Source organism: Shinella zoogloeoides, from assembly GCF_003574625.1.
GTDB lineage: Bacteria > Pseudomonadota > Alphaproteobacteria > Rhizobiales > Rhizobiaceae > Shinella > Shinella zoogloeoides_A.
In genome coordinates this window covers 74,560-99,869 of the sequence record NZ_QNUJ01000003.1, presented here as the reverse complement: position 1 = coordinate 99,869, position 25,310 = coordinate 74,560, and the positions used below count along the sequence as shown (strand labels likewise).

Here is a 25,310-nt window from a genome sequence, read left to right as displayed (position 1 = left end):
GATGGCGTATCCGTCCAACGACCGAGCGCCTCGTGTTGTTTCGCCCTTCCTGATCGTTTGCCACGGTTCTGCGAAGACGCGCCATCGGCGCTCTTGAATTCCCGCCGCCCTCTCCCCATCTCTCGCTCACTGCCCGTATTCGACGACTGCCTGCAGCGACGGCCCCCTGTCGCGCGTTCGTAGTTGTCCGGGCTCGAAGGGCGCTCCCCGAAAGGGTCGAGCGCCCTTCGTCATTTCAGGACTTCGGTAGCGCGCGCGAATTGTCGGATTCCGCCGCTCTGCGCCGTCCTTGGTGGGAAGACCGCAAGGAGGAGAAAGCCATGAGAGACCTCATCTTGAAGATGTCCATATCGATCGACGGTTTCGTGAGCGATCCGGATGGCCGGAACGCGTGGATGTTCGGCACCGATCAAGAGGCGAAGGCCTGGTCTGTCGAGACCCTGTGGAGCGCCGGCCTGCACATCATGGGCAGCCGCACCTTCCGGGACATGGCCGCCTATTGGCCGACCTCCACCGACATGTTCGCGCCGCCGATGAACCGGATTCCCAAGGCCGTCTTTTCGCGGCAGGGACCGGCAATCCTGACGAACGACGGCAATGCGGCAACCGGGCAAATGCAGACCGGTGCGGAAAGCTGGGCGGAGGCCTACGTTGCCAGTGGCAGCCTGGCGGAGGAAATCGCCGATCTGAAGGCCCGGGACGGCAAGCCGATCATCGCCCATGGCGGCGTCGGCTTCGCTCGCAGTCTCGTGGCGGAAGGCCTAGTAGACCAATTCATCCTATTGGTGGCTCCCGTCGCGCTGGGCAACGGGCTGCCGCTGTTCTCCGGCCTTGCAGCCCCAAAGCGCCTGAAGCTCCTGAGCTCAAGGGCATTTCCGGGAGGCGCGGTCGCGCAGGTCTATCGGGCCGCATGAGCCGTCGCGCAAGTCCGTGCCACGCAAAAGAGGTGGGGCTTCTCAAAGTTTGAGTTGACCCGTGTTGTCGGTGAGGTGACACTTCGCTTCACGGCAAGACGGGAGGACAGACGATGGACGAACCAGAACGCTGGCGCCAGATGGCGAGCGCGCCGAAGGACGGTAGCCGGATCCTCGTCACGGTGCGCTCCTCCGAGCAGGGCCCGGCGGAAGTCGATGTCGCCTACTGGTCGCATGGCGACCGCTTCAGCGGCGAAGGCTGGCGCGCCTCCGATTCCGCGCCCGGCTGCATCATCGAATATGCCGAGCCGGAGCTGAAGTGTTGGATGCCGATGCCCTCGGCCAATTTCGGCCGCGCCGCCGCGCCCTCTCCATGGCAGGGCGACGATGCCCAGCAGCTGGATGGATCGGGAATCTAGGCCGCCCATATTTGAGGAGTAGCGCAGCCTCGGCTGCGCAAAACGCGCGGTTAGGCAGCCGTCGCCGGGACTGAAGCTCGGACTGGCGGAAGAACGTCAGTCGGATTTCGACTTGTGCTCCGGCTTGCCCTTGCGCTTGGTCGAAGCCATTTCCTCCAGCTCCTTTTCCGACATGGATTTCTCCATGCCCTTCGAGGCGCCCTTGAGCTCGCTCTTCTTCATGTCGCCGCGCTTTGCGGCAAGGGCCGCACCGGCGGCCTTCTGCTGCGCTTTCGATTTTGCCGGCATGACAGCCTCCTTTGTCGATAGGAGCGCAAACGCGGGCGGCCGTGCGATGTTCCCGGGGCATGCTTGGCCCCCTCATCTCCCTGCCGCGACCTTCTCCCCGCAAGAGGGGAGAAGGGGATATGCCGAACCGGCTTCCCCAACCAACAACTGCGCGTGGGGCACGTCCCCTCTCCCCGCTTGCGGGGAGAGGGCTAGGCTGAGGGGCAGACCACAGGCGATACCTCACCCCCGTTCCTTCACCGTCTCCATCGCCACATTGGTCGAGGTGTTGGCGACATAGGGCAGGTTCGAAATCCTCTCCCCGAGCACCAGCCGGTATTTCTTGATGTCCCGGGTGCGGATCTTCAGGAGATAGTCGAAGCGGCCGGCGATCATGTGGCACTCCTCGACCTCCTTGATCTTCTTCACTGCCGCATTGAAGCTGGTCAGCGCTTCTTCCTGCGTGTTGGTCAGCTTCACCTCGGCGAAGGCGATATGATCAAGGTTCATCTTCGAGGGGTTGAGGATCGCCTTGAAGCCCTGGATGAAGCCTTCGGCGATCAACCGCTTGAAGCGGTTCTGGCAGGGCGTCTTGGAAAGACCCACCTTCTCGGCCAGCTCCGCGACGGGAATGCGGCCATTTTCCGTGAGTTCCTCGAGAATTTTTCGGTCGAAGGCATCCAACGACCCATCCGCATGGGAAATATCGGGCAAATCACCCTCCAATCTTCAGAAAATAGATGCGATCAGCCTAATCGAAGGCAATTTGAAGTCCATTTGTTTTTTAGCACCGTGATATTGTCCGCGCCAGTTTCCCGGATATCATGCAAACCGCTTCTCATAGGTCCCGCCATGCAGAAACCCTTCGCCGATTTCGCCCCGCCGATCCGTCCCCAGAGCGCGCTGCGCCAGGCGATCACCGCCGCCTATCGCCGCCCCGAAACCGAGTGCCTGCCGCCCCTCGTCGCGGCCGCGCGCGTGACCGAAACGCAGCGCTACGACATCCGCAGCACCGCCCGCATGCTGATCGAGGCGCTGCGCGCCAAGCACAAGGGCACGGGCGTCGAGGGCCTCGTGCAGGAATATTCGCTGTCGAGCCAGGAAGGCGTGGCGCTGATGTGCCTTGCCGAGGCGCTGCTGCGCATTCCCGACACCGACACGCGTGACGCGCTGATCCGCGACAAGATCGCCGAGGGCGACTGGACCTCCCATATCGGCGGCGGTAAGTCGATGTTCGTCAACGCCGCCACCTGGGGCCTCGTCGTCACCGGCAAGCTCACTTCGACCGTCAACGACCGCGGCCTTTCCGCCGCGCTGACGCGCCTCATCGCGCGGGCCGGCGAGCCGGTCATCCGCCGCGGCGTCGACATGGCGATGCGCATGATGGGCGAGCAGTTCGTCACCGGCGAGACCATCGAGGAAGCGCTGAAGCGCTCCAAGCCGCTCGAAGCCCGCGGTTTCCGTTATTCCTACGACATGCTGGGCGAGGCCGCGACCACCGCCGCGGACGCCGAGCGCTATTACCGGGACTACGAGAAGGCGATCCACGCCATCGGCAAGGCCTCGGACGGCCGCGGCATCTATGACGGCCCCGGCATCTCCATCAAGCTTTCGGCGCTGCATCCGCGTTATGTCCGCGCGCAGGCCGAACGCGTCATGGGCGAACTGCTGCCGAAGGTGAAGGCGCTCGCCGCCATCGCCAAGAGCTACGACATCGGCCTCAACATCGACGCCGAGGAAGCCGACCGGCTGGAGCTTTCGCTCGACCTGCTCGAAGGCCTCTGCTTCGACGAGAACCTCAAGGGCTGGAACGGCCTCGGCTTCGTGGTGCAGGCCTATGGCAAGCGCTGCCCCTTCGTGCTCGACTTCATCATCGACCTCGCCCGCCGCTCCGGCCGGCGCGTCATGGTGCGCCTCGTCAAGGGCGCCTATTGGGACGCCGAGATCAAGCGCGCGCAGCTCGACGGCCTCGAAGGCTTCCCGGTCTATACACGCAAGATCTACACCGACGTCGCCTATGTCGCCTGCGCCCGCAAGCTGCTCGCCGCGCCGGATGCCGTCTTCCCGCAATTCGCCACGCACAATGCGCAGAGCCTCGCGACGATCTACCAGCTCGCAGGCCCCGATTTCGCCGTCGGCAAATACGAGTTCCAGTGCCTGCACGGCATGGGCGAGCCGCTTTACGACGAGGTCGTCGGCAAGGACAAGCTGGATCGGCCCTGCCGCATCTACGCTCCCGTCGGCACACATGAGACGCTGCTGGCCTATCTCGTTCGCCGCCTCCTCGAAAACGGCGCGAACTCCTCCTTCGTCAACCGCATCTCCGACCCGAAGGTCTCGGTGGAATCGCTGATCGCCGATCCGGTCGATATCGTCGCCGCCATGCCCGTCGTCGGCGCGCAGCACGACCAGATCGCCCTGCCGGACAATCTCTTCGGCAAGAGCCGTGAGAACTCCAGGGGCCTCGACCTCTCCAACGAGACGACGCTTGCGGAACTCGCCGGCGAGCTTGCCGGCAGCGCCGCGAAGCAGTGGCACGCCGCGCCGCTTCTGGCGGACGGCTCCACGGCCGGCGAGACGAGCGACGTGCTGAACCCCGCCGACCATCGCGACGTCGTCGGCCGCGTCACCGAGATCAGGGCGGAAGACGCCGAGCGCATCGTCGGCATGGCGGCGGACAGCGTCGCTGCCTGGGCCGCGACCGCCCCCGCCGAGCGCGCCGCCTGCCTCGACCGCGCGGCAGACCTCATGGAAGCCCGCATCGAACCGCTGATGGGCATCATCATGCGCGAGGCCGGCAAGTCGGCGGCCAACGCCATCGGCGAGGTGCGCGAGGCCGTCGATTTCCTGCGCTACTATGCCGAACAGGCGCGCCGCACGCTCGGCCCGTCTCACCTGCCGCTCGGCCCGATCGTCTGCATCAGCCCGTGGAACTTCCCGCTCGCCATCTTCACCGGACAGGTCGCCGCCGCCCTCGTCGCCGGCAATGCCGTGCTGGCGAAGCCCGCCGAGGAGACGCCGATCATCGCGCATGAGAGCGTGAAGATCCTGCACGAGGCCGGCGTTCCGGCCGGGGCTCTGCAATTCGTGCCCGGCGCGGGCCGCGTCGGCGCGGCGCTTGTCGGCGCCTCCAAGACGGCCGGCGTCATGTTCACCGGCTCGACGGAAGTCGCCCGCCTCATCCAGGCCCAGCTTGCCGAGCGCCTTTCGGAAACCGGCAAGCCGATCCCGCTGATCGCCGAGACCGGCGGCCAGAACGGCATGATCGTCGATTCCTCGGCACTCGCCGAACAGGTCGTCGGCGACGTCATCGCCTCGGCCTTCGACAGCGCCGGCCAGCGCTGCTCGGCGCTGCGCGTGCTCTGCCTGCAGGACGATGTCGCAGACCGGACGCTCACCATGCTGAAGGGCGCGCTCAAGGAACTGACGCTCGGCCGCACGGACAGCCTCAATGTCGATATCGGCCCGGTCATCACGGCCGAGGCCCGCAACGGCATCGTCAAGCACATCGAGCACATGCGCGACCTCGGCAACAAGGTCGAGCAGCTTCCGCTGTCGGCAGGCACGGAGAACGGCACCTTCGTTCCGCCGACGATCATCGAGCTGAAGACGCTTTCCGACCTCAAGCGCGAGGTCTTCGGCCCCGTACTGCACGTCATCCGCTTCCGCCGCGCCGATCTCGACCGGCTGATCGACGACATCAACGCCTCGGGCTACGGCCTCACCTTCGGCCTGCATACGCGCCTCGACGAAACGATCGCGCATGTCACGAGCCGCATCAAGGTCGGCAACATCTACGTCAACCGCAACATCATCGGCGCGGTCGTCGGCGTGCAGCCCTTCGGCGGACGCGGCCTTTCCGGCACGGGTCCCAAGGCCGGCGGCCCACTCTATATCGGCCGCCTCGTGCAGAAGGCCCCGGTCCCGCCGCAGCAGGATTCAGTGCATACCGACCCGGCGCTGCGCGACTTCATCACCTGGCTCGACCGCAAGGGCAAGACCGCTGAAGGCGAGACGGCGCGCGGCTTCGCCAACCGCTCCGCGCTCGGTCTCGAGCGGGAACTGCCAGGTCCGGTCGGCGAGCGCAACATCTACGCGCTCCATCCGCGTGGCCGCATCCTCCTCGTGCCGAAGACGGAAGCCGGCCTCCTGCGTCAGGTCGCGGCGGCGCTGGCGACGGGCAACCAGATCGCCATCGACAGCGTCGAAGCCCTGAAGCTCGCCCTCGCCGATCTCCCCGCCTCCGTCGCCGCCCGCCTGACATGGACGGCCGACTGGGCAAAGGATAGCCCGTTCGCCGGCGCGCTCGTCGAGGGCGAGGCGGGAGACGTCGAACGCGTCAACCGCAAGATCGCCGGCCTTCCCGGCCCGCTGGTGCTGGTGCAGGCAGCGACGGCGGCGGAACTTTCGAGCGATCCGGAAGCCTACTGCCTCAACTGGCTGCTGGAGGAGGTCTCCACCTCCATCAACACCGCTGCCGCAGGCGGCAATGCCAGCCTGATGGCGATCGGCTGACAGATAGTCGCGGCGGGTTTCGCCGCGACACTCCTTCCCGTGGTCATGATGCCCCTCATCCGGCCTGCCGGCCCCCTTCTCCCCCGCGAGCGGGAGAAGGGGATATGCCGCGCTGGTTTCCCTTTCCCGCATCGCACACGGATGCATCCCTCGCCTCTTGTGGGTGAGGAACAATCGTCACGCCCGGCCAGCAATTCGGTGAAAAAATCCCCGCTTTCCCGGCATTCTTCTTGCACTTGCGGCCCCGTCATGCCAATCGGGCGCGAACAGCTCAGAGCAGCCGGGCCCGCCTTCATCCGCTCACCTGCTCTGTCCATTTGTTTTGCCGCATTTGTGCGACGGCAGGCGGAAGTGCCTGCCTGCAGAATGCTCCAGCGCCGGAGACGAGAGCATGAGCCAGTCGGAAAAGAACGGTCTGACCTATAGCGATGCGGGCGTCGATATCGACGCAGGCAACCTGATGGTCGAGAAGATCAAGCCGGCGGTGCGCTCTACGCGCCGCCCGGGCGCGGACGGCGAGATCGGCGGCTTCGGCGGCCTCTTCGACCTCAAGGCGGCCGGCTTCAAGGATCCGGTGCTCGTCGCGGCAAACGACGGCGTCGGCACCAAGCTGAAGATCGCCATCGACGCGGACCGCCACGACACGGTCGGCATCGACCTCGTCGCCATGTGCGTCAACGACCTCGTGGTGCAGGGCGCGGAACCCCTCTTCTTCCTCGACTATTTTGCCACCGGCAAGCTCGATCCCGAACAGGGCGCGGCCATCGTCGAGGGTATCGCCGAGGGCTGCCGGCAGGCAGGCTGCGCGCTGATCGGCGGCGAGACCGCCGAAATGCCCGGCATGTATTCGCATGGCGACTATGACCTTGCAGGCTTCGCCGTGGGTGCGGCCGAGCGCGGCCAGCTCCTGCCGGCGGGCGACATCGGCGAAGGCGACGTCATCCTCGGCCTCGCCTCCTCGGGCGTCCATTCCAACGGCTATTCGCTGGTGCGCAAGATCGTCACGCTCTCGGGCCTTGCCTGGGATGCGCCTGCCCCGTTCGACAGCGCGAAGAGCCTTGGCGAAGCGCTGCTGGCGCCGACGAAAATCTATGTGAAACCGCTCCTCAAGGCGATCCGCGAGACGGGCGCGATCAAGGCGCTGGCGCATATTACCGGCGGCGGCTTCCCGGAGAACATTCCGCGCGTGCTGCCGAAACACCTTGCCGCCGAGATCGACCTCGATGCCGTCAAGGCCCCTGCCGTCTTCTCCTGGCTCGCCAGGACCGGCGGCGTGGAAGCGAAGGAAATGCTGCGCACCTTCAACTGCGGCGTCGGCATGATCGCCGTCGTACCCGCTGACAAGGCCGATGCGGTCTCGGCCGCGCTTGTCGCCGAAGGTGAAAACGTCTTCCGCCTCGGCCGCATGGTCGCCCGTGAAGAGGGCGCACCCGGAACGATCTACAAGGGCACGCTCGCCCTATGACGTCGCCCCGCAAGCGCGTCGTCGCCTTCATCTCCGGCGGCGGCTCCAACATGCTGGCGCTGGCGAAGGCGGCCGAGGCGCCGGACTTCCCGGCCGAGATCGTCGCGGTCTTCTCCGACAAGGTGGAGGCGGGCGGGATTGCGAAGGCCGAGGCGCTCGGCATTCCGACCCGCACCTTCCTGCGCAAGGACTTCGCCAGCAAGGAAGCGCACGAGGCGGCGATCCTCGATGCACTGGACGCGCTCTCGCCCGACATCATCTGCCTCGCCGGCTACATGCGCCTGCTCTCCGGCACCTTCATCAACCGCCATGAAGGCCGCATCCTCAACATCCACCCCTCCCTGCTGCCGCTCTTCCCCGGCCTCCACACGCACCAGCGCGCCATCGACACCGGCATGCGCCTTGCCGGCTGTACGGTGCATTTCGTGACGGAAGGCATGGATGAAGGTCCGGTGATCATGCAGGCCGCCGTGCCGGTGCTGCCGGCCGATACGGCGGAGACGCTGGCCGCGCGGGTGCTCACCGTGGAGCATCGCAGCTATCCGCTGGCACTGCGGCTCGTCGCGGAAGGCAAGGTGCGGATGGAGGGCGGCAAGGCCGTTGCTTCCGGCGACCTGCCGCAGGCGGACGGCGCGTATTTGATTTCGCCGGCGGTGCTTTAGGGCGGCGCCCCCCCTCTGCCCTGCCGGGCATCTCCCCCACAAGGGGGGGAGATTGGATTGGGGGACTGTTTCGCCCATCTCTGACATTGCTGCTGAAGCACGGTTCCCGCCTCTTGCCGATCTCCCCCCTTGTGGGGGAGATGCCCGGCAGGGCAGAGGGGGGTATGCCACAGGCACGCCCCTCAGATCACCAGGATCGGCGCCTTGCCCTTCACGCGATCATAGAGGTCGATCACATCCTGGTTGAGCATGCGCACGCAGCCCGACGAGACGGCCTTGCCGATGGACTTCCATTCCGGCGAGCCGTGCAGGCGGTAGAGCGTATCCTGCCCGTTCTGGAAGATATAGAGCGCGCGGGCGCCGAGCGGGTTGTTGAGCCCACCGGCCATGCCGCCGTTTGCGCCGGAATATTTGACGAGTTCCGGCTGGCGCTTGACCATCTCGTCCGGCGGCGTCCATTTCGGCCACGCCTGCTTCCACTGGATGACACCGCGGCCCGACCAGGCAAAACCCTGCCGGCCGATGCCGACGCCGTAGCGCATGGCGCGGCCCGACGGCAGGATGAGATAGAGGAAGCGATTGCCCGTATCGACGATGATCGTGCCCGGCTTTTCGGCGAAGGGGCTTTCGACCTCCTGCCGGTAGAAGCGCGCGTCGATCTGCTGGTAGGGCACGGCCGGCACCTGGAAGCCGCCGTCGTTCAAAGGGCCATAGATCGAGGCATAGCGCGAGGATTCGGGCAGCAGGCCCGAGGGCGGCGTCTGGCCGTAGAGGCCGATGGGCTGCCGGTTGTCGATATATTCCGGCCGACCTTCCAGCGCGGGATTGCGGAAATAGGGCCGCGTCTCGTAGCGGAACTGGTCCGTGTTCATGGACGAGGTGCAGCCGGCAAGGCCGCTTGCCATGGCGAGGCCGGAAAACTGGAGGAAGCGGCGGCGGGAAAGCGCGGTATCGGTCATGAAAGCGTGGGCACCCGTTTATCGGAAAGACAGGATGAACGAAGAGGCTGAATCACCAACTAACAAAAGGCGAATTGGGTCCGCAATCCTGCCCTAATTGTGGCAGCCGCGACTGGCCCGAGGCTTGCGCGCCGGAATTTTCACCCGCTGTCGCCTGAAGGTCACTCTACCAAAGTGGCCCTTTACGCTGTATCCCGGATGGAAGAAATTCCGGGAAACGGAGAACGCGACGGGATGGACGCGAGCATATTGACGGATGCGGGCTTTGCGCCGCTCGACGAGGCGGATTGGCGCAAACTGGCCGAAAAGGCGCTGAAAGGCGCGGATTTCGAGGCGACGCTCGTCTCGCATAGCGACGACGGCCTTGCCATCCAGCCGATCTACAGCCGCCGCGAAGGCGCGGCGCCCCTCGCCCACAGCCATGCCGATACGCCGCACGCGGGCGGCGCATGGACCGTCAACCAGCGCCGCGACGATGCAGACCTTGCCCGCGCCCGCGCGCAGATGGCCGATGACCTCGAAAACGGAGCGACCGGCGTTTCCCTCGTCTTCCGTGGCAGCGCCGCAGCGCACGGCACGGGCATCGCAGCCGGCAGCGAGACCACCTTCCGCAAGGCCGTCGCCGCGCGCGCCGCAGCCCCCTTCTCGCTTCGCCTCGAAGCCGGCTTTGCCGACCGGGCGCTCGCGACGACGCTTGCCCGCTCGCTCGCGGAGGCCGGCGCGCAGACGGCGCCGGTGCATTTCGGCCTCGATCCCTTCACCACGGCGCTTGCCGGCGGCCACGGCGAAAGCAGCGCACTAGCCAACCTCGCCACGGAGCTGATCGGCTTCGGCTTTTCCGGCTCCCTGCTGAATGCCGACGGGCGGCTGGCGCACAATGCAGGGGCGAGCGAGGCGCTGGAGCTTGCCATTATCGCGGCGGCGCTGGCGGAAAGCCTGCGCCTGCTCGATGCGGCGGGCGTCGCGCCTGAAGACATCTTCGCGGCGACCTCGCTGTCGCTTGCCGCCGACCAGGACCAGTTCCTCACGACGGCGAAGATGCGCGCCGCGCGGCTGATCCATGCCCGCATGCAGGCGGCCTGCGGCATTTCCGAGCCGAAGCCGGCGCATATCCACGCCGAGACGAGCTGGCGCATGCTGACGCGGCGCGACCCGGAAACCAACATCCTGCGCAACACCATCGCCGTCTTTTCCGCCGGCACCGGCGGAGCGGACGAGATCACCGTACTGCCGCACACGCTGGCGCTCGGCCTGCCCGATATCCTCGCCCGCCGCATCGCCCGCAACACGCAGGTCGTGCTGATCACCGAAAGCAACCTCGCCCATGTCGCCGACCCCGCCGCCGGCGCGGGCGGCATCGAGGCGCTGACGGAGGGGCTGGCGGAAAAGGCGTGGGAGATCTTCACCGGGATCGAGAAGACGGGCGGGCTTTCCGCCGCCATCGCCTCGGGCACGGTACAGGCCATGGTCGAGGCAGCGCGCGGCGCACGGAAGGCAAGAGCTATCGTGGGCACGACGCTGTTTCCGCTGAAGGACGAGCGGCCGGTGACGGTGCTCGGGCCGCTCGACGAGACAACACCGGCGGGGCTTCGGCCGGTGCTGCTGGTTGATTGCGTGGAGACAGCATGATGGGCACAGCCTATCCCCCTCTGCCCTGCCGGGCATCTCCCCCACAAGGGGGGAGATCGGCAAGACGCGAAAGCCTTGCTCAATCAGCGACGCTGGAGGTGGGCGAGACGGCGCTTCATCCAATCTCCCCCCTTGTGGGGGAGATACCCGGCAGGGCAGAGGGGGGTGAAGCCGCTGCGCAGTACCGTATCAAAGGAGCCGCCGCATGAGCCGGATTCCCGACTTCTCCTCCATCGCATGGTCGAAGCCGGCGGCGCCCACTGCTGCCAGCGAGGCCGTGTGGGCGACGCCCGAAGACATCGCCGTCGCCGGCGCCTATGGCGAGGCGGACCTTTCCGGCCTTTCCTATCTCGACACCTGGCCGGGCGCGGCGCCCTATCTGCGCGGCCCCTACCCGACCATGTATGTCCAGCAACCCTGGACGATCCGGCAATATGCCGGCTTCTCGACGGCAGAGGAATCGAACGCCTTCTACCGGCGCAATCTGGCGGCCGGGCAAAAGGGCCTGTCCGTCGCCTTCGACCTTGCCACCCACCGCGGCTATGACAGCGACCATCCGCGCGTGGCGGGCGACGTCGGCATGGCGGGCGTCGCGATCGATTCGATCCTCGACATGCGGCAGCTCTTCGACGGCATCCCGCTCGACCAGATGAGCGTGTCCATGACCATGAACGGCGCGGTGCTGCCGATCATGGCGCTCTTCATCGTGGCGGCGGAGGAACAGGGCGTTTCCGAGGACAAGCTGTCCGGGACCATCCAGAACGACATCCTCAAGGAGTTCATGGTCCGCAACACCTATATCTACCCGCCGCAGCCCTCGATGCGGATCATCTCCGACATCTTCAGCTATACCAGCCGGCGCATGCCGAAGTTCAACTCCATCTCGATCTCCGGCTACCACATGCAGGAGGCCGGGGCGACGGCGGACCTTGAGCTCGCCTATACCATCGCAGACGGCATCGAATATGCCCGCGCCGGGGTCGCCGCCGGGCTCGATATCGATACCTTCGCGCCGCGCCTTTCCTTCTTCTGGGCGATCGGCATGAACTTCTTCATGGAAGTCGCCAAGATGCGCGCGGCGCGCCTCATCTGGGCTGCGCTGATGAAGCGGAATTTTTCGCCGAAGGATGCCCGATCGCTGGCGCTGCGCACCCATTGCCAGACCTCCGGCTGGTCACTGACGGCGCAGGACCCGATGAACAACGTCATGCGCACCATGGTGGAGGCGATGGCAGCGACGCAGGGCCATACACAGTCGCTGCACACCAACTCCTTCGACGAGGCGCTGGCGCTGCCCACCGACCATTCCGCCCGCATCGCCCGCAACACGCAGATCCTTCTCCAGAAGGAGAGCGGCACGACGCGCATCATCGATCCCTGGGGGGGCTCGGCCTATGTCGAGCGGCTGACGCACGACCTTGCCGCCCGCGCGCTTTCCCATATCGAGGAGGTGGAGGCGCTCGGCGGCATGGCGAAGGCCATCGAGAAGGGCATTCCCAAGCTGCGCATCGAGGAGGCCGCCGCCCGCACGCAGGCGCGCATCGATTCGGGCCACCAGACCGTCGTCGGCGTCAATTTCTCGCGGCCCGAGCGCGACATCGAGGTGGACGTGCTGAAGGTCGACAATTCCGAGGTGCGCGCCCGCCAGCTCGCAAAGCTCCAGCAGCTCAAGGGCACGCGCGACACCGCGGCGGCCGAAAGCGCGCTCGACAGGCTGACGGAGGTCGCCCGCAGCGGCGACGGCAACCTCCTGGAATTCGCGGTGAAGGCGGCGCGGGCGCGGGCGACCGTCGGCGAGATCGCCTTCGCGCTGGAAAGGGCCTTCGGCCGGCATGTCGCGGAGATCCGCACGATCTCCGGCGTCTACCGCAAGGAGATGGGCGCGGACGACCGGGCCTTCAACACCGCCGCCGACAAGATCGCCGCCTTCGAGAAGCTCAGGCAGGAGAAGCCGACCATCCTCGTCGCCAAGATGGGGCAGGACGGGCACGACCGCGGCCAGAAGGTCATCGCCAGCGCCTTCGCCGACCTCGGCTTCCATGTGGTCGTCGGGGCGATGTTCCAGACGCCGGAAGAAGTGGCGGAGCTGGCGATCCGCGAGGGCGCGCATATCGTCGGCGCCTCCTCGCTCGCCGCCGGGCACCTGACGCTGGTGCCCGAACTGAAAGCCGCCCTCGTCAAGCGCGGCGCGCGCGACATGCTGATCGCCGTCGGCGGCGTCATCCCGCCGCAGGATTTCCCGGCGCTGGAAAAGGCCGGGGCCGATGCGATCTTCCCGCCGGGAACCGTCATCGCGGACGCCGCCTCGGCGCTGATCGACCGGCTGATGGCTTGAGCGGTCGCCGCCTTGCGGCTGGCCGGCGCATTCGGAGTTTGCCCCTCACCCTAACCCTCTCCCCGCAAGCGGGGAGAGGGAACTTGCCCCACGCATCGTTAGAGGTTGAGGAGAACGGCGCGGCATATCTCCTTCTCCCCGCCTGCGGGGAGAAGGTGGCCGGCAGGCCGGATGAGGGGCATTCCCAACATGCCAAGCCTCCGGTTTCTTCCAAGCAGAAGGCGACCATCCGGCCTTTGTGAACGCTGTGTCAATCCATCGGGCAATTGCGGTTTGCGCGTGCGAGGGGTACGCCAGTCCTACACAACCGAAAAGAGGTGACGCGATGCTCGTCAACGGCAAATGGACGGAAGACTGGCAGCCTGTTCAGGCGACGGACGCCAAGGGCGGCTTCGTGCGGCAGGTATCGAGCTTCCGCAACTGGGTGACGCCGGACGGCAGCGCCGGCCCGACGGGCGAAGGCGGCTTTGCCGCCGAACGCGGCCGCTACCACCTCTATGTCGCGCTCATCTGCCCCTGGGCCTCGCGCACGCTGATCGCCCGCAAGCTGAAAAAGCTCGATGACGTCATATCCGTTTCCGTCGTCGAGCCCTCGCTTTCCGACCAGGGCTGGCGCTTCGGCGACTTTCCGGGCTCGAACCGCGACGACCTCAACGGCGCGACCTATCTCCACGAGCTCTATTCCCGCGCCGAGCCGACCTTCACCGGCCGCGCCACCGTTCCCGTCCTGTGGGACAAGCAGAAGAAGACCATCGTCAACAACGAGTCCGCCGATATCGTGCGGATGCTCAACACCGGCTTCGGGGCGCTGGCGGACGAGAGTGTCGACCTCTATCCCGAGGACCTGCGCAACGAGATCGACGCCCTCAACGAGCGCATCTATCCCGCGCTCAACAACGGCGTCTACCGCGCCGGCTTCGCCACCACACAGGTGGCCTATGAGGAAGCCTATCAGGGCGTCTTCGCCACGCTGGATGAGCTGGAAGCGCGCCTTGCCGACGGCCGGCCGTTCCTGACGGGCAAAACCTTCACCGAGGCCGATATCCGCCTCTTCGTCACGCTCATCCGCTTCGACGCCGCCTATTACGGCCTCTTCAAGTGCAACCGCCAGCGCCTTGCCGACTATGCGGCGCTCTCGGCCTATACGAAGCGCGTGCTCGACCTCCCCGGCGTGCGAGACACGGTCAACATCGACCACATCAAGCACGGCTACTACTCGATAAAGTCGCTGAACCCGAACCGCATCGTACCGCTCGGGCCGGATCTTTCGGCGCTGGGTCTCTGACATGCCGGTGGTGGCGTGGGCGGGGCTAGCCCTTGGTCTTGTCGCAACCTTTACCGAGGCCCGGCGGATCCATCGTAAATACGGGCTGCTGCTGGCCTCCGTGGTCTGGTTGCTTCTTGCAGGGACCATCGCGACCTGGCTCTTCTGCGTAACGGTGAACAACTACAATTTCGGCAGCCCGCGCCTTCCCGTCTTTTTCCACGTCTATCATTTCCTGCTGATCGTCGTGGCACCCGTAGCGTTAGCGGTCATGCTGGGACGGAAATTTAACGCTTCGGCCGGAATTTTCACAGGTGGGGTGGTTCTGGCTTGCACTTCCGTCCTCTGGATTTCCATGCTTTTCGCCTACGGCACCAGCGCGGCGGCCTACGGCTAGCTTTCCTTCGCCTCCACCATCGCCATCAGCGTTTCCAGCCGGTCGGCATCGGCCGGCAGCTTGTCCTGCCGGAGGCGGGCGATGCGGGGGAAGCGCATGGCGACGCCGGACTTGTGGCGGGTGGAGCGGTTGATGCCCTCGAAGGCGACTTCCAGCACGAAGCCATAGCCGGGCTCGGCGCGGACGGCCCGCACCGGACCGAAGCGCTCTGTCGTGTTGTTGCGCACATAGCGGTCGAGCACTTCGAGCTCGGCATCGGTGAAGCCGAAATAGGCCTTCCCGACCGGCACCAGCACGTCGCCGTCCGGCCCTTCCGTCCAGACGCCGAAGGTGAAGTCGGAATAGTAGCTGGAGCGCTTGCCGTGGCCGCGCTGGGCGTACATCATCACCGCGTCGATATTGTAGGGATCGCGCTTCCACTTGAACCATGGCCCCTTCATGCGGCCGGCCTGGTAGGCGCTGTCGCGGCGCTTGATCATCACGCCCTCGATGACGGGGTCGGGCGGCGCGCGGCGCAGGCTGTCCAGCGCCTCCCAGCTTTCGAAGGGAACGAGCGGGGAAAGGTCGAAACGGTCGTGCGGAGCCTTGCCGATGACATCCGCAAGGCGGGCGCGGCGTTCGAGGAAGGGCGCCGGGCGGATGTCGGCCTCACCGTCGAAGAGCATGTCGTAGGCGCGCACGAAGGCGGGGTATTCCTCCAGCATCCGCGCATTGACGGTCTTGCGGTTTAGGCGCTGCTGGAGGTCGGAGAAGGTGCGCGTCGGGCTGTTCATGCGCGCCGTACCGCCGACCAGAAGCTCGCCGTCCACCACGCCCTCGAAATCGATCGCCTCCAGCACGTCCGGGAAGGCGGCGGAAATGTCATCGCCGGAGCGGGAATAGAGCCGGCGCGTCGCACCCGATGACGAGAGCTGCACGCGGATGCCGTCCCATTTCCATTCCGCGGCGAAATCGCCGGGGTCGAGCGCGTCGAGGTCGCCCTCGCCCACCGGATTGGCGAGCATGACGGAATGGAAGATCGCGGGCGTCGCCAGCACCGGGCGTTCCGCCCTGCCCTCCAGCCAGGCGAAGAGCGGCTCGTAGGGCGGCTGGAGGCCGTGCCAGAGGGTTTCGATCTCGGTGACGTCCCGGCCGGAGAAATCGGCGAGCGCCTGCTTGGCGAGCCGGGCGGAAACACCGATGCGCAGGCCGCCGGTCGCCAGTTTCAGGAAGGCGAAGCGGGCGGAGGGATCGAGCCGGTCGAGCAGGTCCCGCACCGCGCCGCGCACCTCGGTACGGCCGAGCGCGTTCATGCGGGCGACGACCGCACCGAGCCGCGGCTGGTCGCCGTCGGCCACGCGCTCCTTGCGCTCCTGGTCCCAGACGAGCGCGATGGTCTCGGCAAGGTCCCCGACATAATCATAGGAATAGCGGAACAGCTCCTCGTCCATGCGCTCCAGCACCAGTTCGCGCAGCAGCGCCGGCTTGACGCTCTTCAGGTCCAGCGTGCCGGCGATGGCGGCAAGACCGTAGCCCCGGTCGGGATCGGGCGTGTCACGGAAATAGTCGGCCAGCAGCTTCAGCTTGCCGTTGCGCGAGGGGGTGAGGACGAGGCGGTCGAGGAGGGTGGCGAAGGCTCTCATGGGCGGGAGCTTTCGGGAGGCCGGCGCGGGTATACCCCCCTCTGCCCTGCCGGGCATCTCCCCCACAAGGGGGGAGATTGAGATGTGGTAGCGCCTTGCCCCCAACCGATCTCCCCCCTTGTGGGGGAGATGCCCGGCAGGGCAGAGGGGGAGGTGCCGCAAGGTTGACGCCGAATGCCAAACACCATCAATCCCCCTCATCCTCATAGCCCACCAGATGCAGCGGGCGCGCCGGAACGCCGGCGAGTTCGCACCAGCGCACCAGCGCCTCCTCGCGGCCATGCGTCACCCAGACCTCCTGCGGCGCGAGTTCGCGGATCGTCTCGGTCAGTTCCGGCCAGTCGCAATGGTCGGAGATGACGAGCGGCAGCTCGACGCCGCCCTGTTTGGCGCGCTGGCGCACCATCATCCAGCCGGAGGCGAAGGCGACGAGCGGTTCGTTGAAGCGCCGCGCCCAGCGGTCGGCGAAGGCCGAGGGCGGGCCGACGATGACGGCGCCGCGGAAGTCGGCGGGGCTGCTCTTCTCGATCGTCGCGGGGCGCAGGTCGCCGAGATCGATGCCGCGGCTGACATAGTAGTCGCACAGATGGGCAAGCGAGCCGTGGATATAAATCGGCGCATCGTAGCCGCAATCGCGCAGCAGGCGGATGACGCGCTGCGCCTTGCCGAGCGAATAGGCGCCGAGAAGATGGCTGCGCTCGGGAAACTGCCGGAGCGAGGTCAGGAGCTTGCCCATCTCGGCCTTCGGCTCGGGGTGGTGGAAGACCGGCAGGCCGAAGGTCGCCTCGGTGATGAAGATATCGCAGGGCACCGGCTCGTAGGGCGTGCAGGTCGGGTCGGCGCCACGCTTGTAGTCGCCCGAGGCGACGATCCGCACTCCGTCCTTCTCGACGGCGATCTGCGCGGAGCCCAGCACATGGCCCGCCGGATGGAAGGAGACGGTGACGCCGGCAAGGTCGATGCGCTCGCCGAAGCTGGCGGCCTGCATGGAACCGCAGAAATCCTCGCCGTAGCGGATCGCCATGATGTCCAGCGTTTCCCGCGTTGCCAGCACCGCGCCGTGGCCGGCGCGGGCATGGTCGGAATGGCCATGGGTGATCAGCGCCCGTCCGACGGGGCGGATCGGATCGATATAGAAATCGCCTGCGGGGCAATAGAGGCCGGCGGGCGCCGGACGAAGGAGCTGGTCGGGCTTCATGACGGGAAAGATAGGCGTTTTCGCGCCGTCTGCCAGTGGGAGGCCGGCTTCTATGCGATCGCCAGCATGCCCGCCCGCAGCGCCTTCATGTCGACGGCGGAAAGCTGGGCGTCGACTTTCTCATGCGTTTCCTTCCAGATGGGAAAGGCCTGTGTAAGCAGACCGCGACCATCCTTCGTCAGGCGCAGCAGACGGCCGCGGCGGTCGCGCGGGTCGGGTTCGACGGTGACGAGGCCGCGGCGTTCGAGGGGCTTGAGGGCGGCCGTCAGGGTGGTGCGGTCCATGGCGAGCACGGCGGCGACCGGGCCCATGGGCGGCGGCTCGGGACGGTTCAGCGCCATCAGCAGGGAAAACTGGCCGTTGGTCAGGCCGAGCGGGCGAAGCGCATCGTCGAAACGGCGGGCAAGCGCCCGCGCCGCGCGCTGGGCATGCAGGCACAGGCAATGATCACGGACGAAAAGCGTGGTCTCGAAGGGAATCATGACATCATCGGACATGATTCTTACTGTTGATATCAACATAACAAAGTCAAGAGGCACGCGCGGAAAGCGCGAAGAATATCAGAGACTGGGAATGCAGAGGAGCGCCTGGAGCGCGCGGGGATCGACGGGACGGCTGAGGTAGAAGCCCTGTATCTCGTCGCAGCCCGCCTCGCGCAGAAAGTCGATCTGCTCGCGCGTCTCCACCCCTTCGGCGATGACGCGCAGCTGCAGCGAATGGGCGAGCGAGATGACGGCGCGGGCGATGGCGGCGTCGTCGCCGTCATCCGGCAGATCCTGCACGAAGGACCGATCGATCTTCAGGCGGCCGACGGGAAAGCGCTTCAGCGAGGCGAGGCTGGAATAGCCCGTACCGAAATCGTCGATGGCGAGATGCACGCCGAGCTGCTCCAGCCGGTGCATGGTCCCTACCGCCTGCTGCACGTCCTCCATGATCATGCTCTCGGTCAGTTCCAGCTCGAGATAGCGCGCCTCCAGCCCGCTTTCCGAAAGAGCGGCGGCAACGCGCTCCACCCAGTCCTTCTCCTGGAACTGCCGGGCCGAGACGTTGACGCTGACGACGATGGACGGCAGGCCGGCATCCTGCCATGCCTTGTTCTGCCGGCAGGCCTCGCGCAACGTCCAGTCGCCGATCGGGCCGATGAGCCCGGTCTCCTCGGCAAGCGGAATGAAATCGCCGGGCGCGACGAGACCGCGCTCGGGATGGCGCCAGCGGATCAGCGCCTCGACGGCGAAGATGCGGCCAGTGGCAAGGTCCATCTGCGGCTGGTATTGCAGGAAGAGTTCGGATCGGGCGAGCGCGCGGCGCAACTCCTCCTGCTGCACCAGCTTCTCATGAGCGCGGTTGGCGAGCTCGGCGGTGAAGACCTGCACGGCATCGCGGCCAATCTCCTTGGCGCGGTACATGGCGGCATCTGCCCTTGCCAGGAGCTCGGTGGCGTTGCGGCCGTGCTCGGGATAGGCGGCGACACCCATGCTGCAGGTGACCTGGAAGGCGCGGCCCTCGATCTCCACCGGCTCGGCTACGGCATTGCGCACGGCATGCAGGCGATCTTCCACCGTCTCGCCCCGGCGCATCGCACCGCTGATCAGCACCACGAACTCGTCACCGCCGAGGCGCACGATGCTGTCGCTCGCCCGCACGCAATTCATCATGCGCGTCGCGACGATCTTCAAAAGCTCGTCGCCGGCATGGTGGCCGAGGCTGTCATTGACCAGCTTGAAATTGTCGAGGTCGAGGAAGGCGAGCGTCATCGTGCCACCGCACTCGTCCGCCGCCTCGATGGCGGAGGCGACGCGCTCGTCGAGCATGCTGCGGTTCGGCAGGCCCGTCAGCGTGTCGTGGTGGGCCATGAACTGGATGCTGTCTTCCGCCTCCTTGCGCTCGATGGCGATGCCGGCGATATGCGTCGCCATGCCGACGAGCTTGGTGCACTCGGCGGAAGGTTCGCCCGGCGTTCGGGAATAAAGCGCGAAGCTGCCCAGCACCTTACCCTGATAGGAGCGGATCGGCGAAGACCAGCAGGCACGGAAGCCGTAGGGCAGGACCAGCGCCTTGAAATTCGCCCAGAGCGGATCGGTCGCAATATCGCTGACGATGACGGGCTCTCCCCGCCACATGGCCGTGCCGCAGGAACCCGTGGCCGGGCCGATCTCCGCGCCCTCGATCAGCTGGCAGAAGGCCGGGTCGAGGTTCGGCGCTGCGCCATTGACGATATGCCTGCCATCGGGCGCCAGCATGAGGATCGAGCCGGTGACATCGGGCACATGGGCTTCGATGAGCAGGATAAGAGAGGAGAAGACCTCGACCAGCGGCGCCCCGAGCGCAATCATCTTCAAAAGGTGCGCCTGACCGAGATGCAGGCTTTCCGAGCGCTTGCGCTCGGTGATGTCGCGGGCGATGCCGACGATGCCGATCACGTCGCCGCCGGCATTGTGCACCGGTAGCTTGGAGGTGAGCAGCCATTTGAGCGTGCCGGAGGAATCGCGGATCAGCTCCTCCATGTCGAGCATGGCCTTGCCGGTGCGGATGATCTCCTGCTCGGTGTTGAAGAAGCCGCGGGCGACATGCTCGGGATGGATGTCGAAATCGGAAAGCCCCTCCAGGCTGTCGATCCCTTCCCTGAGGTTGTCGCTGACGATGGCGCGGTTGGCCACGACGAACCGGCTGTTGCGGTCCTTGAAATAGAGATAGTCCGGAACCTCGTCGATCATGGCCTCGAGCCAGAGGGTCCGGTCGTTCTGCGCCACCGCCAAGGGGAAGAGACGCGCTGCCTCGTCGATGAGGCGCTGGCTCGCGGACATCAGGCGCGCCGTCTCGTCGGCGTCCTCATTGCCAAGGTGGGACAGTTTCATCGACATGGATGCTGCAATTCCCCAACGCAAGGATCGACACGGCGGGTCGCAATCTCTCTCCGGACACCTGAAGCTACACCCGAAGTCGTTATCCAACCTTAAAGGAAACCGGCGAAATGCGAGTGATCCGGCATTCTTGCGGGACAAAAACAACCCAGGCGGGCAAGCCGAAAAGCGTGCCATTCCTGCACAGATCCGGCTGGCACGGTTCCTGCTCCTCCGGCAGCAAGGAGCTTGCATGGTTACCAGACGGTTATTTCTTTCGAGTCTCGGTCTCGGCGCGGCGGGCGTCGCCACGACGGCCGCGGGCCAGGCGCAGCGGCTGCCGGTGATCGACGTCGACCTGCGCGGCAGCATCGACGCGGCGACGCACGGCATCCGCCCCGGAGCCGGCGACCGCAAAAGCAAGGCCTTCGCCAAGTTGCTGCGCGAGGCCGCCGCGAAGAACATGCCGGTCTTCCTGCCGCCCGGCGACTACGTGATCTCGAACATCACGCTGCCGGACAACACGCGAATCACCGGCGTGCCGGGCGCAACTCGCATCGTCTACGGCGGCGACGGCCACCTCTTCGCCGCCGACGGCGTCGGGCGGATCGAGCTTGCCAACCTCGTTATCGACGGGGCCAACCGCTGGCTGGACGACACGGTGCAGGGCCTCGTGCATCTGAGCAACGCGGCGACCGTCACCATCGAGAACTGCGAGATCAGGGGATCGTCGAAGACGGCGGTCTATCTCGAGCGCTCGGGCGGGCGCATCGAGCGCAACCGCCTTTCGGGCGCGGCCGACCATGCGCTCCTTGCCGTGGAGAGCCATGACCTCTCCATCACGGGCAACCAGGTCTTCGACTGCGGCAATGGCGGCATCCTGATCCATCGCTGGCAGAAGGGTCGCGACGGCACCATCGTCTCCGGCAACCGGATCGCGCGCATTTCCGCGACGCGCGGCGGCACCGGCCAGTACGGCAACGGCATCAACGTCTTCCGTGCAGACGACGTAATGGTCTCGGGCAACCACATCTCCGGCTGCGCCTTCTCGGCCATCCGCTCCAATGCCGGCTCCAACGTGCAGATCGGCGGCAATACCTGCCTCGACAGCGGCGAAACGGCCATCTATTCGGAATTCGGCTTCGAAGGCGCCGTCGTCACCGGCAACCTCGTCGACGGCGCGGCCAACGGCATCGCCGTCGTCAACTTCAACGAGGGCGGGCGCCTTGCCAGCATCACCGGCAATGTCGTGCGCAATCTCAGGCTCGAAGGGCCCTATGTGCATGACGGGGCCGGCTTCGGTTTCGGCATCGCCGTGGAGGCCGACACCGCCGTCTCGGGAAACACCATCGAGAACGCGGCGAAATGGGGGCTGATGCTCGGCTGGGGTCCCTATATGCGCGGCCTCGTCGTCAGCGGCAATCTCGTGCGCAAGAGCCCCGTCGGCTGCGGCGTGACGATGGTGGAACAGGCCGGCTCGGCGCTGATCTCCGGCAATGTCTTCGAGGAAACGCCGGAGGCGGCCATCGCCGGCTTCCGCTGGAACGAACGCGTCACCGGCGACCTTGCAAAGGACGGGTCACCGCAAGGGCATCTGACGATCGAACGGAACCGGACGGGCTAAACCCGTCCCGCAATGCGCCCCTCCTTCTTGCCCGAACGGAGAGGCGCCATGGTGGATGAGGGGGCATCCTTCCGCACGCCCCCTCATCCGCTTTATCAGCCGCCGTGGGCTTCGTGGCCGCCTGAAGCGTCCCCGCCCTGCTTGGCAGCCGGCTTTGCGGCCTCGATCTTGAAGTCCACGTCGAGCTTGCCGGCCTTTTCGAAGTTCAGCGTCGCCTTGAAGGTCTCGCCCTCCTTGAAGGGATGCTTGATCTTCATGAACATGACGTGGAGGCCGCCGGCCTTCAGCTCGACGGTGGCGCCGGCGGGGATTTCGATGCCGTCAGGCAGATGGCGCATCTTCATCACGTCGTTCTCCATGGCCATTTCATGGAGCTGCACGTCGTCGGAAACGTCTGGCGCGGTGATGGAAACGAGGCGGTCGGCTTTAGTGCCCTTGTTGGTGATGGTCAGGAAACCGCCGCCGACGGGCTGGCCGGGAAGGGTCGCCCTGGAGGCCGGATGATCGACCAGCAGGTTTCCGACCATGAACTCATGGGCGAAGACGGCGGAAGCGGAAAGCGCGAGCGCGGCGAGGGTTGCGAGAATGCGTTTCATGGACATGTCCTTTGTGACGTCTGTATCGAGAAAGGCGCGACGGACACACGAGGTCCGCCGGGCCGGATTTCCAGCGCAAGGCGGCAAGCCGTCGCGCGGGCGGTCGATCAGGCGGACAGGAAGGGCGGAGCGCGGGGCGGAGCGCCGGGGCGCTCACGGCGGGGATGAAGCGCCTCCTCCCCGAGCGGAAGGGCTGAGACGCGGCGGAAGGCGAGCGCGGCACCGACGGCATCGGACGGCGTGGGCATCAGGAGGCTGCCGCCGATGCGGCAGGCCTCACATTTGGTCGACAGATGATGCCTGACCTTGCCGTCGACATGGTCGTTGAGGCAGATGTCGCCGATCGTGCCGTCCGGCAGGACGTATCGGGAAAGCTCGAAGACGTTCGGTCCCGCGGCAGAGACCGGCTGGTGCGCAAAGCCGACGAACAGCAGGGCGACCGCGCACAGAATGCGCAGGCAAAGAGCCCGGCCTGTCATGCCTCGTGCCATCGTGCACCCCCAACCGCGTCAATGCGGATATTTCGCCATTAGCCCCCTGCCCCCGGAAGGTCAATGCGGCAAGAGGCCCCCGCCATCACCACAATTCATGGATCGATCAGGCGCGTGCCCTACCTTTCGGTCCGGCCGCCGCCTAAGGTGACGACATGGCCCGTCTCGTTCTAGCAAAGCCGGACGGCCGCTCAGGAGGATTTCATGCTGACGATCTATGGCGTCTACCGCTCCCGCGCCTCGCGCAACTACTGGATGGCGGGCGAGCTCGGCCTTTCCTTCGCCTCCGTGCCGGTGATCCAGGCCCGGCGCGTCGACGACCCCACGGCGGCGGATGCGCCGCTCAACACGCAATCGCCGGATTTCCTCTCGGTGAACCCGACCGGCCTCATTCCCTGCGTGGACGACGGCGGCTTCGTGATGACCGAGTCGCTGGCGATCAACCTCTACCTCGCCCGCAAGCACGGCGGCCCGCTTTCCGGCCAGACGCTGACGGAAGAGGCTGAAATGCTGCAATGGACGATGTGGGCGGCGACCGAGGTCGAGCCCCATGCGGTGAAGATCGTACTGACGATGGATGCCAGGGCGGCCGAGAGCGAGCAGGGCCGCCTTGCGATCCGCGGCGCCGTCAAGGCGCTGAAGAAGAGCTTCCGGCGGCTCGACCAGCATCTTGCCGCCAGCGGCCATGTCGTCGGCGGCCGCTTCACCGTGGCCGACCTCAACCTTGCCGAGGTGTTCCGCTACGCGATGAGCCAGCCGCAGCTCTTCGAGGAGGCGCCGCATGTCAAGGCGTGGCTAGCGGCCTGCCAGGCGCGCCCGGCCTTCAAGGCGATGATGGCCGCGCGGCTCGCCGAGCCGGAATGACCGCGCCGGCAAAGCCGTCCGCATCCTCCGCCATCGCCGCGCGCAGCCAGCGCTTGAAGGCCGAGACCTTGCGCGGTTCCGGCACGCTCGGGGCCGCGACGAAGTAATAGCCCATGCCGGTTTCCACCCGGATCGGGAACGGCGCGACGAGCCGCCCCTCCTTCAGCGCCCAGGAGGCGAGCACCGGATAGGCGAGCAGCACGCCCTGCCCCGAAAGGGCCGCATCGAGGCAGAGCGAGGCATCGGAAAAGACGTGCCGCGCCCGCGGCGGCGGCACGTCGAGCCCCGCCGCCTCCAGCCATCGCTCCCAGGTGAAAGGGTCGTGCCCGTCGATGACGGCCGGCTGCTCGGCAAGGTCCTGCGGCTTGCGCAGGCTCTCCGCCAGCGCCGGCGCGCAGACCGGGAACATCACCTGCGGCATCAGGAACTCGGCCGTCACGCCCGGCCAATTGCCCGGCCCGACGCGGATGCCGAGATCGACATCCGAACGCGCCAGGTCGACGAGGTTCGTCGTCGCCTCGATGCGCAGGCCGATATCCGGATGGACGGCGCTGAAACGGTCGATGCGGTGGATGAGCCAGCGCGAGGCGAAGATCGGCGCCACCGAGATCGTCAGGATGTCGTCGTCGCGCCGCCGCGTGGTGGTGACGGCCTCGGAGAGCTGGCGGAAGCCGGCCGAAAGCCGCGCGAGGAATGGCCCGCCGAAGTCCGTCTCGCGCATGCCCCGGGCGGTGCGCTCGAAGATCGTGCGGCCAAGCTGCTCCTCGGCTTTGATGACCTGCTGGCTGACCGCCCCGACGGTGACGCCCAGCTCTTCCGCCGCCGCCTGCAGCGAGCCAAGCCGGCCGACCGCCTCCAGCGCTCGCAGGCCGTTGAGGTGCACGCGGTTGAGGTTCTTCATATAGATTTCCTATAGCCTTCTCTTGAACTACTCGATTGCGGAAGCGGCACGAAAGCGCGATTATCAACGATACTCAATCGTAACGAACCGCAAGGAGAAGGCAATGTTCAAGATTTTCTCCAGGCTGACCGGCGCACTTCTGGCGAAGATCGACGCGACGGAAGCGCCGGTCTGGATGCGCGATCCGCTCGCCCATCCCGAGATCGAGGCCATGGATTCGCGCCGGCTCGGCGACCTGCCGTTCGGCCTGTTCCGCATGCCGGCCGAGGCCGGCCCCTGCCGCCGCGGTCGCGCCGCCTGATCCTCCCTCGAATATCCGCCCTCCCCGGTCTATGCTGGCCGGGGAGG

22 protein-coding genes are annotated in these 25,310 nt (G+C 66.4%); 12 read left to right on the top strand and 10 right to left on the bottom strand.

Annotation, left to right across the window (positions count from 1 at the left end; translation table 11 throughout):
- Positions 1-320 precede the first annotated feature (320 nt).
- Both DSD28_RS06515 and DSD28_RS06510 read left to right on the top strand, forming a co-directional pair.
- Positions 321-914 carry a dihydrofolate reductase family protein gene (locus tag DSD28_RS06515; RefSeq protein ID WP_119255571.1) on the top strand — a complete coding sequence of 198 codons (594 nt, stop codon included), beginning with the start codon at positions 321-323 and terminating at the stop codon, positions 912-914.
- A gap of 113 nt (positions 915-1,027) precedes the next feature.
- Positions 1,028-1,333, top strand: coding sequence for a hypothetical protein (locus DSD28_RS06510; RefSeq protein ID WP_119255570.1), 306 nt, complete (start codon positions 1,028-1,030; stop codon positions 1,331-1,333).
- A 96-nt stretch (positions 1,334-1,429) separates the two neighbouring features.
- On the opposite strand, the gene DSD28_RS06505 is transcribed toward DSD28_RS06510, so the two are convergent.
- Complete coding sequence (locus DSD28_RS06505; protein ID WP_119255569.1) at positions 1,430-1,621, bottom strand: DUF3008 family protein; 192 nt, start codon at positions 1,619-1,621, stop codon at positions 1,430-1,432.
- A gap of 222 nt (positions 1,622-1,843) precedes the next feature.
- On the bottom strand, positions 1,844-2,314 hold the full coding sequence (locus tag DSD28_RS06500; protein WP_119255568.1) for an Lrp/AsnC family transcriptional regulator: 471 nt from the start codon (positions 2,312-2,314) through the stop codon (positions 1,844-1,846).
- A 138-nt stretch (positions 2,315-2,452) separates the two neighbouring features.
- On the opposite strand from DSD28_RS06500, the gene putA reads away from it, so the two are divergent.
- The 3 genes from putA to purN all read left to right on the top strand — a co-directional run bounded on the left by putA (position 2,453) and on the right by purN (position 8,242).
- Positions 2,453-6,115 (top strand): trifunctional transcriptional regulator/proline dehydrogenase/L-glutamate gamma-semialdehyde dehydrogenase, encoded by a 3,663-nt coding sequence (gene putA, locus DSD28_RS06495; RefSeq protein ID WP_119255567.1) that lies wholly within the window; start codon positions 2,453-2,455, stop codon positions 6,113-6,115.
- A 391-nt stretch (positions 6,116-6,506) separates the two neighbouring features.
- Entirely contained in the window at positions 6,507-7,580 is a 1,074-nt protein-coding gene (gene purM / locus DSD28_RS06490) for a phosphoribosylformylglycinamidine cyclo-ligase (protein WP_119255566.1), read from the top strand.
- Positions 7,577-8,242 carry a phosphoribosylglycinamide formyltransferase gene (gene purN / locus DSD28_RS06485; protein ID WP_119255565.1) on the top strand — a complete coding sequence of 222 codons (666 nt, stop codon included), beginning with the start codon at positions 7,577-7,579 and terminating at the stop codon, positions 8,240-8,242. Before purM ends, purN begins: the two co-directional genes overlap by 4 nt.
- A gap of 182 nt (positions 8,243-8,424) precedes the next feature.
- Here purN and DSD28_RS06475 read toward each other — a convergent pair whose 3' ends face one another.
- Positions 8,425-9,201: a L,D-transpeptidase gene (locus DSD28_RS06475; protein WP_119255564.1), complete on the bottom strand. Its 777-nt coding sequence runs from the start codon at positions 9,199-9,201 to the stop codon at positions 8,425-8,427.
- A gap of 234 nt (positions 9,202-9,435) precedes the next feature.
- On the opposite strand from DSD28_RS06475, the gene DSD28_RS06470 reads away from it, so the two are divergent.
- From DSD28_RS06470 to DSD28_RS06450, 4 genes are all read left to right on the top strand, one after another.
- The gene (locus DSD28_RS06470) at positions 9,436-10,830 is read left to right on the top strand and encodes a methylmalonyl-CoA mutase family protein (RefSeq protein ID WP_119255563.1); all 1,395 of its coding nucleotides are present in this window, start codon (positions 9,436-9,438) and stop codon (positions 10,828-10,830) included.
- 205 nt (positions 10,831-11,035) lie between these two features.
- Positions 11,036-13,165, top strand: a complete 2,130-nt coding sequence (gene scpA, locus DSD28_RS06460) for a methylmalonyl-CoA mutase (RefSeq protein ID WP_119255561.1) — start codon at positions 11,036-11,038, stop codon at positions 13,163-13,165.
- A gap of 325 nt (positions 13,166-13,490) precedes the next feature.
- Positions 13,491-14,450, top strand: coding sequence for a glutathione S-transferase family protein (locus DSD28_RS06455; RefSeq protein ID WP_119255560.1), 960 nt, complete (start codon positions 13,491-13,493; stop codon positions 14,448-14,450).
- A gap of 1 nt (position 14,451) precedes the next feature.
- Positions 14,452-14,826, top strand: coding sequence for a hypothetical protein (locus DSD28_RS06450; protein WP_119255559.1), 375 nt, complete (start codon positions 14,452-14,454; stop codon positions 14,824-14,826).
- Here the strand turns inward: DSD28_RS06450 and DSD28_RS06445 are convergent.
- From DSD28_RS06445 to DSD28_RS06430, 4 genes are all read right to left on the bottom strand, one after another.
- On the bottom strand, positions 14,823-16,448 hold the full coding sequence (locus tag DSD28_RS06445) for a cisplatin damage response ATP-dependent DNA ligase (RefSeq protein ID WP_119255558.1): 1,626 nt from the start codon (positions 16,446-16,448) through the stop codon (positions 14,823-14,825). The genes DSD28_RS06450 and DSD28_RS06445 overlap by 4 nt on opposite strands.
- 187 nt (positions 16,449-16,635) lie before the next feature.
- Positions 16,636-17,646, bottom strand: coding sequence for a ligase-associated DNA damage response exonuclease (locus DSD28_RS06440; protein ID WP_119255557.1), 1,011 nt, complete (start codon positions 17,644-17,646; stop codon positions 16,636-16,638).
- A gap of 50 nt (positions 17,647-17,696) precedes the next feature.
- Positions 17,697-18,143: a MarR family winged helix-turn-helix transcriptional regulator gene (locus DSD28_RS06435; RefSeq protein WP_119255556.1), complete on the bottom strand. Its 447-nt coding sequence runs from the start codon at positions 18,141-18,143 to the stop codon at positions 17,697-17,699.
- Between the two features lie 63 nt (positions 18,144-18,206).
- A complete protein-coding gene (locus DSD28_RS06430; protein ID WP_119255555.1) occupies positions 18,207-20,507 on the bottom strand; it encodes an EAL domain-containing protein in 2,301 nt (766 codons plus the stop codon).
- Between the two features lie 232 nt (positions 20,508-20,739).
- On the opposite strand from DSD28_RS06430, the gene DSD28_RS06425 reads away from it, so the two are divergent.
- Positions 20,740-22,110, top strand: coding sequence for a TIGR03808 family TAT-translocated repetitive protein (locus tag DSD28_RS06425; protein ID WP_119255554.1), 1,371 nt, complete (start codon positions 20,740-20,742; stop codon positions 22,108-22,110).
- A 95-nt stretch (positions 22,111-22,205) separates the two neighbouring features.
- On the opposite strand, the gene DSD28_RS06420 is transcribed toward DSD28_RS06425, so the two are convergent.
- Positions 22,206-22,706 (bottom strand): copper chaperone PCu(A)C, encoded by a 501-nt coding sequence (locus DSD28_RS06420; protein ID WP_205536180.1) that lies wholly within the window; start codon positions 22,704-22,706, stop codon positions 22,206-22,208.
- Positions 22,707-22,813: 107 nt separating this feature from the next.
- On the bottom strand, positions 22,814-23,185 hold the full coding sequence (locus DSD28_RS06415) for a hypothetical protein (protein ID WP_119255552.1): 372 nt from the start codon (positions 23,183-23,185) through the stop codon (positions 22,814-22,816).
- Between the two features lie 216 nt (positions 23,186-23,401).
- Here DSD28_RS06415 and DSD28_RS06410 point away from each other — a divergent pair, with 216 nt between their 5' ends.
- On the top strand, positions 23,402-24,061 hold the full coding sequence (locus DSD28_RS06410) for a glutathione S-transferase family protein (protein ID WP_119255551.1): 660 nt from the start codon (positions 23,402-23,404) through the stop codon (positions 24,059-24,061).
- Here DSD28_RS06410 and DSD28_RS06405 read toward each other — a convergent pair.
- A complete protein-coding gene (locus DSD28_RS06405; RefSeq protein WP_119255550.1) occupies positions 24,021-24,962 on the bottom strand; it encodes a LysR substrate-binding domain-containing protein in 942 nt (313 codons plus the stop codon). The two genes, DSD28_RS06410 and DSD28_RS06405, sit on opposite strands and share 41 nt — an antisense overlap.
- 103 nt (positions 24,963-25,065) lie before the next feature.
- Here DSD28_RS06405 and DSD28_RS06400 point away from each other — a divergent pair, with 103 nt between their 5' ends.
- Positions 25,066-25,263 (top strand): hypothetical protein, encoded by a 198-nt coding sequence (locus DSD28_RS06400; RefSeq protein WP_119255549.1) that lies wholly within the window; start codon positions 25,066-25,068, stop codon positions 25,261-25,263.
- Positions 25,264-25,310: the final 47 nt, after the last annotated feature.